This is a genomic window from Mesorhizobium sp. Arg314, from assembly GCF_053714275.1.
In genome coordinates, this window is sequence record NZ_JBSKBP010000012.1 from 41,725 (window position 1) to 56,284 (window position 14,560).

16 protein-coding genes are annotated in these 14,560 nt (G+C 63.8%); 10 read left to right on the forward strand and 6 right to left on the reverse strand.

Annotation, left to right across the window (positions count from 1 at the left end; genetic code table 11):
* Positions 1-4 precede the first annotated feature (4 nt).
* Together ACWGS9_RS15040 and ACWGS9_RS15045 are read right to left on the reverse strand one after the other, a co-directional pair.
* Complete coding sequence (locus ACWGS9_RS15040) at positions 5-1,501, reverse strand: FAD-linked oxidase C-terminal domain-containing protein (protein ID WP_454505997.1); 1,497 nt, start codon at positions 1,499-1,501, stop codon at positions 5-7.
* 300 nt (positions 1,502-1,801) lie between these two features.
* Positions 1,802-3,124: a DUF3422 family protein gene (locus ACWGS9_RS15045; protein WP_454505998.1), complete on the reverse strand. Its 1,323-nt coding sequence runs from the start codon at positions 3,122-3,124 to the stop codon at positions 1,802-1,804.
* Positions 3,125-3,332: 208 nt separating this feature from the next.
* Here ACWGS9_RS15045 and ACWGS9_RS15050 point away from each other — a divergent pair, with 208 nt between their 5' ends.
* The 3 genes from ACWGS9_RS15050 to ACWGS9_RS15060 all read left to right on the forward strand — a co-directional run bounded on the left by ACWGS9_RS15050 (position 3,333) and on the right by ACWGS9_RS15060 (position 6,292).
* Positions 3,333-4,136 (forward strand): FadR/GntR family transcriptional regulator, encoded by an 804-nt coding sequence (locus ACWGS9_RS15050; protein ID WP_454505999.1) that lies wholly within the window; start codon positions 3,333-3,335, stop codon positions 4,134-4,136.
* A 20-nt stretch (positions 4,137-4,156) separates the two neighbouring features.
* A complete protein-coding gene (locus tag ACWGS9_RS15055; RefSeq protein WP_454506000.1) occupies positions 4,157-5,293 on the forward strand; it encodes an alpha-hydroxy acid oxidase in 1,137 nt (378 codons plus the stop codon).
* Positions 5,294-5,524: 231 nt separating this feature from the next.
* Entirely contained in the window at positions 5,525-6,292 is a 768-nt protein-coding gene (locus tag ACWGS9_RS15060; RefSeq protein ID WP_454506001.1) for a metallophosphoesterase, read from the forward strand.
* Between the two features lie 44 nt (positions 6,293-6,336).
* Here the strand turns inward: ACWGS9_RS15060 and ACWGS9_RS15065 are convergent, their stop codons facing one another.
* Together ACWGS9_RS15065 and ACWGS9_RS15070 are read right to left on the reverse strand one after the other, a co-directional pair.
* Positions 6,337-6,468: a hypothetical protein gene (locus ACWGS9_RS15065; RefSeq protein WP_263498119.1), complete on the reverse strand. Its 132-nt coding sequence runs from the start codon at positions 6,466-6,468 to the stop codon at positions 6,337-6,339.
* A 356-nt stretch (positions 6,469-6,824) separates the two neighbouring features.
* Positions 6,825-7,523 carry a type 1 glutamine amidotransferase gene (locus tag ACWGS9_RS15070; protein WP_454506002.1) on the reverse strand — a complete coding sequence of 233 codons (699 nt, stop codon included), beginning with the start codon at positions 7,521-7,523 and terminating at the stop codon, positions 6,825-6,827.
* Between the two features lie 86 nt (positions 7,524-7,609).
* Here ACWGS9_RS15070 and ACWGS9_RS15075 point away from each other — a divergent pair, with 86 nt between their 5' ends.
* Positions 7,610-8,245 (forward strand): hypothetical protein, encoded by a 636-nt coding sequence (locus ACWGS9_RS15075; protein ID WP_454506003.1) that lies wholly within the window; start codon positions 7,610-7,612, stop codon positions 8,243-8,245.
* Positions 8,246-8,251: 6 nt separating this feature from the next.
* On the opposite strand, the gene ACWGS9_RS15080 is transcribed toward ACWGS9_RS15075, so the two are convergent.
* Positions 8,252-8,647 (reverse strand): GFA family protein, encoded by a 396-nt coding sequence (locus tag ACWGS9_RS15080; protein WP_454506004.1) that lies wholly within the window; start codon positions 8,645-8,647, stop codon positions 8,252-8,254.
* A 139-nt stretch (positions 8,648-8,786) separates the two neighbouring features.
* On the opposite strand from ACWGS9_RS15080, the gene ACWGS9_RS15085 reads away from it, so the two are divergent.
* The 5 genes from ACWGS9_RS15085 (at position 8,787) to ACWGS9_RS15105 (ending at position 12,781) form a co-directional block, all read left to right on the forward strand.
* Complete coding sequence (locus ACWGS9_RS15085) at positions 8,787-9,521, forward strand: 16S rRNA (uracil(1498)-N(3))-methyltransferase (protein WP_454506117.1); 735 nt, start codon at positions 8,787-8,789, stop codon at positions 9,519-9,521.
* Between the two features lie 205 nt (positions 9,522-9,726).
* A complete protein-coding gene (locus tag ACWGS9_RS15090) occupies positions 9,727-11,100 on the forward strand; it encodes a glutamate--cysteine ligase (RefSeq protein ID WP_454506005.1) in 1,374 nt (457 codons plus the stop codon).
* Positions 11,101-11,261: 161 nt separating this feature from the next.
* The gene (locus ACWGS9_RS15095) at positions 11,262-12,293 is read left to right on the forward strand and encodes a DUF937 domain-containing protein (RefSeq protein ID WP_454506006.1); all 1,032 of its coding nucleotides are present in this window, start codon (positions 11,262-11,264) and stop codon (positions 12,291-12,293) included.
* Between the two features lie 28 nt (positions 12,294-12,321).
* On the forward strand, positions 12,322-12,573 hold the full coding sequence (locus tag ACWGS9_RS15100) for a type II toxin-antitoxin system HicA family toxin (RefSeq protein ID WP_454506007.1): 252 nt from the start codon (positions 12,322-12,324) through the stop codon (positions 12,571-12,573).
* Entirely contained in the window at positions 12,557-12,781 is a 225-nt protein-coding gene (locus ACWGS9_RS15105; RefSeq protein WP_095819825.1) for a type II toxin-antitoxin system HicB family antitoxin, read from the forward strand. The genes ACWGS9_RS15100 and ACWGS9_RS15105 overlap by 17 nt, the downstream gene beginning before the upstream one ends.
* A 176-nt stretch (positions 12,782-12,957) precedes the next feature.
* Here the strand turns inward: ACWGS9_RS15105 and ACWGS9_RS15110 are convergent, their stop codons facing one another.
* Positions 12,958-13,248 carry a DUF1127 domain-containing protein gene (locus ACWGS9_RS15110; protein ID WP_454506008.1) on the reverse strand — a complete coding sequence of 97 codons (291 nt, stop codon included), beginning with the start codon at positions 13,246-13,248 and terminating at the stop codon, positions 12,958-12,960.
* Between the two features lie 237 nt (positions 13,249-13,485).
* On the opposite strand from ACWGS9_RS15110, the gene ACWGS9_RS15115 reads away from it, so the two are divergent.
* Positions 13,486-14,442 (forward strand): LysR substrate-binding domain-containing protein, encoded by a 957-nt coding sequence (locus ACWGS9_RS15115; protein WP_320308044.1) that lies wholly within the window; start codon positions 13,486-13,488, stop codon positions 14,440-14,442.
* Positions 14,443-14,560 lie beyond the last annotated feature (118 nt).

The window sequence follows — 14,560 nt, forward strand, 5'->3', positions numbered from 1 at the left end:
CCACTCAAAACCTCGGAATATCCGGAAACGCCACCTGCCCCCTGTGCACATGCATGCGCCCCAGCTCGGCGCAGCGGCGCAACTGCGGGAACACCTTGCCGGGGTTGAGCAAATGGTTCGGGTCGAAAGCGCATTTGACGCGCATCTGCTGGTCGAGGTCGATCTGGTTGAACATCTCCGGCATCAGGTCGCGCTTTTCGACGCCGACGCCATGCTCGCCGGTCAGAACCCCGCCGACCTGGACACACAGGCGCAAAATGTCGGCGCCGAAACTTTCGGCCTTGTCGAGCTCGCCCGGCACGTTCGCGTCGTAGAGGATCAGCGGGTGCAGATTGCCGTCGCCGGCATGGAAGACGTTGGCGACGCCGAGGCCATACTTCTCCGAGAGGTCACGCATGCCGGCGAGCACGCGCGGCAGTTCCTTGCGCGGGATGGTGCCGTCCATGCAATAATAGTCGGGCGAGATGCGGCCGACCGCCGGGAAGGCCGCCTTGCGTCCGGCCCAGAAGCTCAGCCGCTCCTGCTCCGACTGCGAGATGCGGCAGGTGGTCGAGCCGTTCTTGTAGGCGATCGCCTCGACGAGGCCGATCAAATGGTCGACCTCGACGCCCGGTCCGTCGAGCTCGACGATCAGCAGCGCCTCAACGTCGAGCGGATAGCCGGCATGGACGAAATCTTCCGCGGCGTGGATCGCCGGGCGGTCCATCATCTCCATGCCGCCCGGGATGATGCCGGCGCCGATGATGTCGGCGACGCATTGGCCGCCCTCTTCGCTCGTCGGGAACCCGATCAAGAGCGCACGCGCCGTCTCCGGTTTCTTCAGGATGCGCACCGTGACCTCGGTGACGACGCCGAGCAGGCCTTCGGACCCGATCATGACGCCGAGCAGGTCGTAGCCCTCCTGGTCGAGATGGCCGCCGCCGAGGCGCACCACCTCGCCATTCATCAGCACCATCTCGATGCCCAGCACATTGTTGGCGGTAAGCCCGTATTTCAGGCAGTGCACGCCGCCGGAATTCTCCGCGACATTGCCGCCGATCGAGCAGGCGATCTGGGAGGATGGATCGGGGGCGTAATAAAAGCCCTCCTGCTCGACGGCGGTGGTGATGCCGAGATTGGTGACGCCCGGCTGGGCGACGACGATGCGGTTCGGGTAGTCGATCGCGAGGATGCGGTTGAAGCGGCTCATCACCAGAAGCACCGCATCTTCCAGCGGCAGCGCGCCCCCGGACAACGAAGTGCCGGAGCCGCGCGGCACGACGCGGATGTTGCGCTCGTTGCAGTACTTCAAGACCCGCGAGACCTGCGCCACCGTTTCCGGCAGCACCACGACCAGCGGCAGCTGCCGATAAGCGGTGAGGCCGTCGCTCTCGAAGGCGCGCATTTCAGTGGCCGTGTCGACGACCCCCTCGCCCGGCACGATGATGCGCATGTCGGCGACGATCTCGGCGCGGCGGCGCAGCGTTTCGGCGACTGGCTTGGGCATGGCTAGGCCGGACATCGGGGCGGACCTCATCTCGCTTGACTGGTCAAAATCTTTTACCAGCTTGACGCATCTGTTGCAAACGCTGCTTTGGTCGCATCCAGCGACGAACGCAACCGCGAGTTTCCGCAGCGGCAATCTGCCGCTGGCGTTCTCCCCCGCAAGGGCCCTTGAGGGGGAGATGGCAGCGAGGCGGCCAGAGGGGGTCGTCTCACGTACATCGCCGACGTCTTCTGTCGTCGAGGAAGGCGTTGGCGCTCCACGCGACGCGACCCCCTCTGTCGCCTCCGGCGACATCCACCCCTTCAAGGGGGGAGATTATTCGCCCGGATGCTTCGCCGGCTCGGAATGCATCTTCCGCACGCGCCGGACGCCCCACCAGACGAGCAGGATGGCGACAGGCACAGACGCCGCGGTGACGACTTCGGGCGCGAAAGCATGACCGAAGACCGAAGCGCCCTTGGCGACATAGCCGATGAGGCCGACGACATAATAGGACACGGCGGCCACCGACAGGCCTTCGACGGTCTGCTGCAGGCGCAGTTGCAGCCGGGCGCGGTTGTTCATCGAAGCAAGCAGGTCGCGGTTCTGCTTCTCGACATCGACATCGACCCAGGTGCGCAGAAGCGTGGTGGCGCGGGTGAGTTTTCGCGACAGGTTGGCCTGGCGCTCCTCGACCGAGCGGCAGGTGCGCATGGCCGGCGCCATGCGCCGCAGCAGGAAGCCCGCCCAGGTATCAAAACCCTGCACCGGCTCTTCATCCAGCGCCTCGAGCCTTTCGGTGACGATGCCGTCATAGGCGCGGCTGGCGCCGAAACGGTAGAGGCTTGACGCGGCGTCGGCCTCCAGCTCGGCGGCGAGTTCGGTGAGATCGGCGAGCAAGGTCTGGCTGTCGCGGGTTTCGACCGCCTTCATTTCCAGCGTGGTCTGCGCCAGGCGATCCTCGATGCGACGGGCGCGGCCGGACAGCGTCAACGCCAGCGGCAGCCCGAGCATCGCGAGCGTCCGATAGGTTTCAATGTCGATCAGCCGCTGCGACAGGGCGCCGGTGCTGGCCGGCGTCAGGCCGCGATCGAGCACCAGCATGCGGGTCAGGCCGTCGCCGTCCTGCCGGAAATCGGTGATGATGGCGGCGGCGCCGCGCCCGACCAGCGAATGGCACAGGCTGGTCGGGTCGAAGCCGGCGATCAGCTTTTCGCTCGCCTGCGTCCATTTGCGGATTTCGAGCCGGATGCCGGAAATCACCGTGCCTGGTGGCGAGAAGCCATTGCCGAAGGGCGAATCCTCCTGCCCCCGGCTGTTCTCCGCCAGCGGCCCTTCCCAGAGATAGGTCGAGAATTCCGTATGTCGTTCCCAGCGCAGCGTGCCCTTGCCCCATTTCATGGCATGATGGCGCGCGGAACGGTCGGGCGCGGCGATGCCCAGCCGCCGCGACAATTCCGAGAGCACGGCATGGTCGACGCTGGAGCCGCCCTCGGTCATGAAGGAAAGCTGGACGAGCACGCGCGGCTTGTCGACCAGCGGATGCGGACGGGCGTGGACCTCGCCCAATGCGCCTGGCCGCCCCTCATACGCCGGAAAGCCCATCACGCTGCCCTGGGCGCGCGGCTGGAATTCGAGATTGGACGCCTCGTCCGACACGGCTGGTCCCCCTGGTTTCGACCCTTCGTGCAACCCGGTGGTCTTGCGGCAATCGACAAGGCGCGTAAACAGCAAATTTTAGCAGGCGCCGATGAAACCGCGCGGCTCCGGAATTGAATGGATCCGACGAATTGGATAAATAATTTGACCAGTTGGCGCCAGACGCTTTAATCTGGACGACATCCGTTCCGTTCTCCAGGCACCTCTCTTGAGCGACATTTTCTCCAGGATCGAGCATTCGCGCACCGCCGACGAGGTGGTGCAGCAGATCGAGAGCCTGATCCTCGAAGGCGTGCTGCGCACCGGCGACCGGCTGCCGGGCGAGCGCGAGCTGGCGCGCCAGTTCGACGTGTCGCGGCCGATCCTGCGCGACGCGCTGAAGGCAATGGAGGGGCGCGGCCTGCTGACGACCAAGGCCGGTGGCGGCACGCATGTCGCCGACGTCATCGGCCAGCTCTTCACCAAGCCGGTAACGGACCTCATCTCCACGCACCGCAAGGCGGTGACCGACTATCTGGAGTACCGGCGCGAGATCGAGGCGGTGGCGGCCGAATACGCGGCGCGGCGGGCGACGCCGGAGGATCTCGCGCTGCTCGACCGCATCATGGCGCGCATGGACGAGGCGCACCGGACCGGCGACTTCGACGACGAGGCGGAAATCGACGTCGAATTTCACCACGCCGTCTGCGAATGCGCGCACAACATCATCCTTCTGCACACGCTGCGCTCCTGCTACCGGCTGCTGTCGGAAGGCGTGTTCCAGAACAGGCTTCTGGTGTTCGGCGTGCCCGGAGCGCGCGAGGCGCTGTTGCAGCAGCACCGCGCAATCCACGCCGCGATCAAGGAAGGCGATCCCATCTCGGCACGCAAGGCGGCGATGGACCACATCACTTATGTCGAGCGCTCGATGGCGGAAGCCGAGCGCAGCGGCGACTGGCAGCGTGTGTCCAGGTTGCGCCTCAAACAACGCTCGGACGCCGGCGATATCGAACCCACACCCAAACGCTCCTAGCCATCAGCGGGGAACCCATCATGAGCGAAATCCTTACCATCGCCGACCTCAAGGACCTGGCACGCCGCAAGGTGCCGAAGATGTTTTTCGACTATGCCGATTCCGGCGCCTGGACCGAGAGCACCTACCGGGCGAACGAAGAGGACTTCGCCAAGATAAAATTCCGCCAGCGCGTGCTGGTCGACATGAGCAACCGTTCGCTGGAATCGACCATGATCGGCCAGAAGGTGGCGATGCCGGTGGCGCTCGCACCGACCGGGCTTACCGGCATGCAGCATGCCGATGGCGAGATGCTGGCGGCACAGGCGGCTGAAGAGTTCGGGGTGCCGTTCACGCTCTCGACCATGAGCATCTGCTCGATCGAAGATGTCGCCTCGGTCACCAAGAAGCCGTTCTGGTTCCAGCTTTATGTGCTGCGCGACAAGGATTTCGTGCTCGACCTGATCGACCGGGCCAAGGCGGCGAAATGCTCCGCGCTGGTGCTTACACTCGACCTGCAGATCCTGGGACAGCGCCACAAGGATGTGCGCAACGGTCTCTCGGCGCCGCCCAAGATGACGCTTGCCAACATCGTCGACCTCGCCCTCAAGCCGCGCTGGTGCCTCGGCATAGCCTGCACCAAGCGCCGCACCTTCCGCAACATTGTCGGCCACGCCAAGGGTGTCGGCGACGTTTCTTCGCTGTCGTCCTGGACGACGGAGCAGTTCGATCCGCAGCTGTCGTGGAAGGATGTCGCCTGGATCAAGGAGCGTTGGGGCGGAAAGCTGATCCTGAAGGGCATTCTCGACAAGGAAGATGCGCTGATGGCAGCGCAGACCGGCGCCGACGCGATCATCGTTTCAAACCATGGCGGGCGGCAACTCGATGGCGCCGCCTCCTCGATCTCGGTGCTGGAAGAAATCGCCGAGGCGGTCGGCGACAGGATCGAAGTCCATATGGACGGCGGCATCCGCTCCGGCCAGGACGTGCTCAAGGCGCTCTGCCTCGGCGCCAAGGGCACCTATATCGGCAGGCCCTTCCTCTATGGCCTCGGCGCGATGGGCAAGGACGGCGTCACCAAGGCGCTCGAAATCATCCGCAAGGAAATGGACATCACGCTGGCATTGTGCGGCAAGCGTCTCGTCACCGACATGGGCAAGGAGCAGCTGCGTCGCTAGGCGCAGCTAGCGCCTGGTCGCCGACATGGCCGAGGATCAGCGCCTCGCTAGGCGCGGCTAGCGCCTGGTCGCCGACATGGGCAAGGATCAGCGCCATCGCTAGGCGCGGCTAGCGCCTTGTCGCCTCATGGGCAAGGATCAGCGCCATCGCTAGGGCGTTGTTCATCGATTGGTCCTAGCTTGCCCCGACGATCAACACGAAAAGACCGGCAACACGAAAAGACAGGTTCCTTGACCGAGACCGGCATCCACTATCTCGACGCGCGCGGGCCGGACGGCATGCGGCTCTATGCCATTGGCGACGTGCATGGGCGCCACGACCTGCTCGCCGCCATGCATCGGCATATCGAGAGCGAGCTGGAATATGCGCCCGCGTCCGACTGGCGCATCATCCATCTCGGCGACTATGTCGACCGCGGACCGGAGTCCAAAAGCGTCATCGATTTCCTGATCGAGGCCAAAAAGCGCGATCCGCGCAACATCATGCTCGCCGGCAACCACGATATCGGCATGCTCGAATTCCTTGCCGATGCCGAGCCGGACGGCTTGTTCATGAATTATGGCGGCGTCCAGACGGCGCAGTCCTACGGCGTGGATCTTACGCGGGACATGCATTGGTTCGGCAAGGCGGAGGCCATCGCGCGGGGACATATGGCCCTGGTGAAGGCGGTGCCGCCAAGCCATGTCGACTTCCTGCGCTCACTGACGTTCTCGGTGACCTTCGGCGACTTCTTCTTCTGCCATGCCGGGATAAGACCGGGCGTGCCGCTCGACCACCAGAACCAGCAAGACCTGATCTGGATCCGCGATGCCTTCCACGACCACTCAGGTCTTTTTTCCAAGGTGATCGTGCACGGGCACACGCCAGTCCCGGAAGCCGAGGTCATGGCCAACCGCGTCAATGTCGACACGCTTGCCTGGAAATCTGGAACGCTGAGCGCGCTTGCCGTCACCGGCGGCGACAAACGCATCCTGACCGTCCAGGGGAAAGCGCTTTAGAAGGCGCGATCCTGGCGCAGCCGCGCTTCCGATTTTATTGAGACTCAATCGAGCGAGGCTGTGACGCCGTAGCCGTCGACGGCCCGGTGGTTGGTCGCTGCATCGGCGGCATAGATACCCAGGCCGCAGAGCACGATGGCAGACAGCATGACAAAAGACAGGAGAGCTGCTTTCACGGACGTCATCTCTGGTTAAGCTTTCTGCATCTGGGCACGAGGCGGTTACCAATGCGTTGAAACGATAAAATGCGTCTCAATGTTTCGACGATTTCGCGCTTCTAAGCAGATTCCGTATCGCCGGTGTGTCGGCTGGATCACACAAAAGGTTCATGGCGGTTGCACCGACGATACAAGGCGCGCCCTCTTTCTCTTGCCCTGACGCAATTCCGGACGGAAAACCGCTTCGCACTTTTCCTGGAACGGCTCTCTAGGCGAGCGGCCGGACACAAACCAAGGATGAAAGGTGTTTTCCCCAGGCGGAAGCGCTGAGGCGTGCCAATTATGCCACGCCTCGGCCGATCAGGGGTTGATGGTCAGATCGTTGCCACCCAAGCGCGGGCTATCGCCAGGCCGGCTGCGTCCGCGTCGGGGCCGTTGCTGGCCAGTTCGTCGTCGAGCCGGTCGTTCCAGTCGGGATTGCGCTCGGCGATCGTTGCCGCGAACGAAGCGCTCCAGTCGCGCACCATCGGCGTATCCGCCTCGAAGTGGAACTGGAAGCCATAGACGGCGCGGCCGAGGCGGAAGGCCTGGTTTTCGGCGACCGCGCTGCCGGCCAGCCGCACGGCGTTCTCCGGCAGGCCGAACGTGTCGTCATGCCATTCGAAGATCGGGAATTTTTCGGGCAGCGCCGCCAGCACCGGGTCCGACTTCGCGTCCGGCGTCAGCGACACCTTGTGCCAGCCGAACTCGGTGGCGCCGCCGATCTGGTTCCTGCCGCCGAAGGCGCGCGCCAGAAGCTGGCTGCCCAGACAGATGCCCAGCACCGAGCGGTCCTTGCCGGCGAAATCGCGCGTCAGGTCGAGCAATGCGGGGAAGTAGGGGCAGATGTCGTCGTCGAGCGCGTTCTGGGCGCCGCCAAGCACCACCATGGCATCGTGCTCGGCGCTGTCGTCGGGCAATGTCTCGCCGCGATAGGGCTTGCGCAGGTCGATATCGGCGCCGGCTTCCACAAGTGCTGCGCCGATCTGGCCAAGGCCCTCATTGTCGAAATTCTGGACCACCAGCACCCGCATCGAAACCCTGCTGACATGAAAACGCTGGGGTGAGCGATACCATGCGGTCCGTATTTCAGCCAAGATGCGGATCGAGAGAGAAAACTATGCCACTGCAGAACCGGGTCGATCCCTTCGGCGCCATCCATGCCGTGCCGGAACGCGGCCTGTTCACCGGCAATCGCGGCATCATCCATGACCCTGAAACCAAGACGCTTTTGAAGAAGCGCTGGGCCTTGCCGGCCTGGATCATCTGCGTCTGCCAATTCCGCAATGTGCGGCGCGAGCCGATGGGCCGCAATCGTCCCGGTGGCAAAGCCGGCTGGACCGAGCTGTTCTTCCTCGACGAGGTGACGGCTTTGGCCGCCGGCCACCGGCCCTGCTTCTTCTGCCGGCGCGAACGGGCAACCGACTTCGTCAGTCGTTTCGGCGAAGCGTTCGGCATTGCCGAGCCGCGCGCGCCGATGGTCGACAAGCGGTTGCACAAAGAGCGGCTGGCCTCGGGCGGACAAGGGGCAAGGCTCGATCCGGCGGCGCTCGCCAGCCTGCCAGGCGGCACAATGATCGCCGTGGGCAACAAATCCTACGCGCTACTTGACGGTTCAGCGCTGCCTTGGAGCTTCGGCGGCTATCAACCGGCGATCCGGCTGGACATGCCGGAACTGGCCAATCCGGTCATGGTCACGCCACCGACAACCGTAGCCGTGCTCCGCGCCGGATATCGCCCTGTCTGGGCGGGCTGAGCGCGGTTATTTCAAATCCGATTGCGACATGATCGGCACCGCCGGCAGATCATAATAGTCGCCGGCCGATTCCGGATAGAGCTGGTGTTCCATCTTAAGACCGGTCTTGCCGTCGATGGTCCCGGCCCAGACAGATATGAAAGGACTGCCGAATCGGCGCCAGAACAGGTTGCCGCCGCATACGGAACAGAAGCCTCGCTCGGCATGTTCGGACGATTTGAACCAACGCAATGTATCGCCCGTAATTGCCGCCTGCGCCTGTTCGACCTGAGTGGCTGCCGCGAAATGACCGCTGGCCTTCCTGCAATGGCTGCAGTGACAGGCAACGATCGGACGCAATTCGCCACGCAACTCGTACTGAATGGCGCCGCATAGGCAACTGCCGCGTGTAATCTTGCTCATTGATCCCTCGGATCCCTCGCAATTTTCCGGCTCTCAGCTTGTATGATCGTGCGGCAAGCCGGCATTGGGGTTCCGACCTTTGCGTGTCGTCTTTTCCGTACGACTTGACGCCAGGGGGAGCCTCGCCCATTGGTCGGCCATGCGCGCCAACTACAAAATGCAGCGGCTGTTCGTGCCGGACGATCTTGGACCCGGCCTCGAATTCGATGCCGGCCGGCAGCAAAGCCATTATCTCGCCCATGTGCTGCGGCTGGGCGAAGGCGCCGCGGTCCTGCTTTTCAACGGACGCGACGGCGAATGGTCGGCTTCGATCGCCGCCAGGTCCAAGAAGGCGGTCCGGCTGCGGGTGCTGGAATTGCAGCGGCCGCAGCCGCCGCTGCCCGATCTCGTCTACTGCTTCGCACCACTCAAGCAAGGCCGGCTCGATTACCTTGTGCAAAAGGCAGTCGAGATGGGCGCCGGCATTATGCAACCGGTCGTCACCCAACACACGCAGGTGGCAAAGCCCGGTATCGACCGGTTGCGCGCCAATGTCGTCGAAGCGGCTGAGCAATGCGGCATCCTGGCGGTGCCTGATGTGCGCGAGGCGGAAAAGCTGGAGCGGCTGCTCGCCAACTGGGACAAGGAGCGGCGGCTGATCTTCTGCGACGAGGATGCCTCGACCAACAATCCGCTGCCGGCCTTGCAGGCGGTCAAGGAAAAGAAGCTGGCGCTGCTGGTCGGCCCGGAAGGCGGCTTTTCCGACGACGAGCGCAGGATGCTGAGGGCCCTGCCTTACGTCACCGCCATCCCGCTCGGGCCTCGCATCCTGCGCGCCGACACGGCGGCAGTGGCGGCGCTGGCCGCGATCCAGGCGACGATCGGCGACTGGTGATCAAATCCTGTTGAGGCCTGGCTCAGGATTTTTTGCTTGATCGGCTCCTGACATTTCGTCCATCTAGCGCCGGCGGCCGTCCGGCCCCTGCAGCTCCGAGCATGCTTTTCGAGGCACGAAGGGCGCTGTAACATTTACGTATCTGTGCAGGACGCCTTGAGGAAATCGATGCCGATTTCCGGGGCAATGCGCTCGGAGGGGCTTCATGGCGCGCGACACAACCGATTTCCGGCCGATCGAAGGCGTCGACGAACTCGTCGGCTACCTGGCTGAAGGCAATAAGCCACGCGACAAATGGCGCATCGGCACCGAGCACGAGAAGTTCCCCTTCTATGTCGACGGCAACGCGCCGGTGCCCTATGGCGGCGAGCGCGGCATCCGCGCCATCCTCGAAGGCATGCAGGAAAAGCTCGGCTGGGATCCGATCATGGATGCCGGCCGCATCATCGGCCTCGTCGAGCCGACGGGCCAGGGCGCGATCTCGCTGGAGCCCGGCGGCCAGTTTGAGCTTTCCGGCGCGCCGCTGGAGTCGATCCATCAGACCTGCCGCGAGGGCAACGCGCATCTGGCGCAGGTGCGCGAGATCGCCGAGCCGCTCGGCATCCGCTTCCTCGGCCTTGGCGGCAGCCCGAAATGGTCGCTGGCCGACACACCGAAAATGCCGAAGTCGCGCTACGAGATCATGACGCGCTACATGCCGAAGGTCGGCACCAAGGGCCTCGACATGATGTACCGCACCTGCACGATCCAGGTGAACCTCGACTTCGAGAGCGAGACCGACATGCGCCGCAAGATGCAGGTGTCGCTGAAGCTGCAGCCGCTGTCGACGGCGCTGTTTGCCAACTCGCCCTTCACCGAGAGCCGGCCGAACGGGCTGCAGAGCTGGCGCGGCGACATCTGGCGCGATACCGACAACCAGCGCTCCGGCATGCTCGAATTCTGCTTCTCACCGAATTTCGGTTTCGCCGACTATGTCGAATGGGCGCTCGACGTGCCGATGTATTTCGTCATCCGCGACGGCCACTATCACGACATGACGCACATCACCTTCCGCCAGTTCATGGCGGGTGCTGCTCGCAGTGAAGTACCTGATGGCCTGCCGACGATGGGCGACTGGGCAAATCATCTTTCGACCTTGTTCCCCGACGTGCGGTTGAAGCGCTTCCTTGAGATGCGCGGTGCCGACGGCGGGCCGTGGCGGCGCATCTGCGCCCTGCCGGCCTTCTGGGTCGGGTTGCTTTATGACGAGCAGGCGCTGGACGCCGCCGAGGCGCTGACCGCGAGTTGGACCTACGAAGAGGCGCTGGCGATGCGCGACGCCGTGCCGGAGCAAGGCATCGCGGCGCCGTTCCGCAACGCCACCTTGCGCGACGTCGCCCGCGACGTGCTCGCCATCTCGCGCACGGGGCTGAAGAACCGCTGCAAGAAGAACCGCGACGGTTATGACGAGACGTCGTTCCTCAACACGCTTGACGAGGTCGTGGCGCGCGGCACCACCAGCGCCGAGGAGATGCTGTCGGCCTATCACACGCGCTGGGGCGGCTCGATCGAGCCGGTGTTCATGGAATATGCCTATTAACCTGGCGGCATCCGCCTGGCGGTTGGTCCGCAAAAGCCGCTTCAATCCATGATGGAAAGTAGCTTTTGCTTTGGCGCATGATCCTCTCCGAAAATCGATTCCGATTTTCGGGGTCATGCGCTAGGCTCCCCTCCACGAGGACATCGCCGGAGGAGACCCCTATGCCTTCCCTGTTCGACATTTTCACCCAGGCCCAGAACGGCGCCGGCATGCAGGCGCTGGCCCAGCAATACGGGCTTTCGATGCAGCAGACGCAGGCCGCGGTCCAGGCGCTGCTACCCGCCTTCTCGCAAGGGCTGCAGCGCAATACCGCCGATCCTTACGGGATGGGCGCCTTCATGACGGCGATGGCGAGCGGCCAGCACGCCAAGTATTTCGAGGACGCCACGAGGGCCTTTTCGCCGCAAGGCATCGATGAGGGCAACGGCATTCTCGGCCATCTGTTCGGCTCGAAGGACCTCTCGCGCGCCGTGGCAAGCCAGGCCGCTCAGGCGACCGGACTGAGCCAGCAGGTGCTGCAACAGATGCTGCCGGCCATGGCCTCGATGATGATGGGCGGGCTGTTCAAGCAGACCAATAATCAACTGACTGGGGGGCAGATGCAGGCCGCCGGCGGTTTCGGTGGCGGCGGCAATCCGCTCGGCGAAATCATCGAGCAGATGATGCGGCAGGGCGGCCTCACGCCGACGCCGCAGACGCGCCAGGCGCCGCAGCCGGCGCCCAATCCCTATGGCGAGAACCCGCTCGGCAAGATGCTGCAGGACATGTTCGGCGGCGGCGCGCCGCAGCCGCAAAGCCAGCCCCAGCAAGCGCCCAATCCTTACGGCGAAAATCCGCTCGGCAAGGTGCTGCAGGATATGTTCGGCGGCGGCGCGCCGCAGCAGACGCAGCCGCAACCGACGCAAAGCCCCTATGGCGACAACCCGCTCGGCAAGATCTTCGAGGAGATGCTGCGCCAGGGCGGCGGCGGTTTCGGCCTGCCCGGCGGACAGCCGGCGCCGCAGCCGCAACAGCGCCAACCGCAGCAGAGCGCGCCGCAACAGCCGCAGCCCAACCCGAGCGGCCGGCCGCGAAACCCGTTCGACGACATTTTCGGCAAGATGTTCGAGACCGGCGCGCAGCAGCGCGATGAATATGAAAAGAACGTCGGGACGATCTTCGACCAGTTCAAGCGCGACATGGACCGGCGGTAAGCATCGAACGCCGCCGGAGCGACCTTCCGTGAGCAAGAGACTCGAACAAATGCGTCGCAACCCTCGCGGCGACTGGTCGATAAGAGATGTTAAGGCGGTTTGTGACGAGGCCGGAATTCAATGCGTGCCGCCAAGATCGGGCGGATCGCATTACAAGATCTACCATTCAGCGATGGCTGACATTTTGACGGTGCCTTTCAAACGCCCAATCAAACCCGTATATATTCGAAAACTCGTGGCATTTATCGACGAGGCAAATAAGCATGACGGACAAGCTTGAATATCCTGTCGTCATCGCACCACTCTCGATTGAGGACGGTGGCGGGTTCTCCGCTTATGTTCCTGACCTTCCCGGTTGCATGAGTGATGGAGAAACCCCTGAGGAGGCCATTGCGAACGTTCAAGATGCCATCGCAGCTTGGATAGAGGCGGCACATGAGCTTGGCCGATCGGTGCCAAGACCGTCGAGAAAATTGGCTTTCGCCTGATCCGCTGAAGCGGCCTAAAGAAAGGCGCAGCCTACAAAAAAATGCCCGGTCCTGAAGCAGAACCGGGCAATGTGCAGGCAGGCCGGCGGGGAACCGGCAGGGAGTGTGGGAGCCTGCATGAAGCTTGGTCGCGCCGAGCCTGGCAAAGGTTCACGGCGACCGAAAAGCTGAAGTCCTCAGCCAACCTTGCGGGCGAGATCCTCGATCGTGTCGGCGCGCTCGCTGGCAATGACGCGAAGCTTCGCCGTCGGATCGCGGCCGAAGGGCACGTCGATGGCGACATGGAGATCGGCCCGGGTCAGGCCGATATCGGCCAGTTCGGCATCCGACATCTCGCCAAGGCGATAGAAGGCGCGCCGGTTTTTCCAGGCGCGGTAGCTGTTGGCGAGAGCATTGACCACAAGCGTCGCAACGGCCGGACGCGTGGTGATGCGCGAGGTCTGGGAGGCGAATTCGATCGTGGTCATGTCAGTTTCTCCTTCGGGAGTCGAGCGGACGAAACCATGCAACCGGCGCCTTGGGAGAAGCGCCGTTCCGGTTTCCATTCATTGACGTGATGCATGCCGTTGTCCCCAAAACCGGGGACCACTTTTGGGCGACATGCACTGCTTTCATGTGGACGGTGGCAATTTGCCATCGCGCGATTGATTAATCCAACGAATGTTTTTAATCTGTAGCATCAACATCAATGATAGGTTGGACCGATGAAAGCGCCGCTCGACCTCGATCAGTTGCAGACCTTCATCTCGATTGCCGACACCGGCAGCTTCACCCGCGCGGCCGAAGAGGTGCACCGCACGCAGTCGGCGGTGTCGATGCAGATGCGGCGGCTGGAAGAGCGGATCGGCAAGCCGCTGTTCGAGAAGGACGGCCGCACCAACAAGCTGACCGAGGAAGGCGACCGACTGCTTTCCTATGCGCGGCGGCTGATCTACCTCAACCGCGAGACCTTGGCCGCCTTCGACGACCAGCGGCTCGAAGGCACGATCCGCATCGGCACGCCGGACGACTATGCCGACCGCTTCCTGCCCGAGATCATGGCGCGCTTCTCGCGCTCCAACCCGCGCGTCGAGCTGACCGTCGTGTGCGAACCGACGCCGGGGCTGGTCGAGCACATCAAGCGCGGCAATCTCGACCTGGCGCTGGTGACGCACAACGACACGCGCGGCCAGTCGGAAGTCGTGCGGCGCGAGCCGCTGCTGTGGGTGACCTCCGCCAACCACGCCACGCATGAGCAGGAAATCCTGCCGATGGCTTTCGGCCGGCCGAACTGCATCTGGCGCCGCGCCGCGGTCGACGTGCTCGACCGGCAAAAGCGCGACTACCGCATCCTGTTTTCGAGCTTTTCGGCTACCGTCATCACCGCGGCCGTGCTTTCGGGCCTGGCTGTCTCGGTGCTGCCGGAATGCGCGCTTCGGCCCGGCATGCGCGTGCTTGGCGAAGCCGACGGCTTCGGCCAGTTGCCGGACTGCCGCATTGGCATCATGCGCGGCCAGACCTCGCAGCCGGAGATCGTCGACGCGCTCGCCCGTCACATCGCGGAGAGCCTCGACAATATCTCGGTGCCGATCAGCGAAGAGGCGGGAAGCTTCGACTTTGCCGCACTCGCCTTCGCCAAGATGAAGCGGGTCAAGGCAAACCAGATCATGCCTGGATGGTAGGCCGGGGCAATTCCAGGAAAAGTGTCGAGCGGTTAGGCTCGGCGACTTCGCCGTAGCCTTCCGTTCGGAATTGCGTCAAAACAAAGAGATAGAGCGGTTCGCCGTTTCCGTGAAGCGG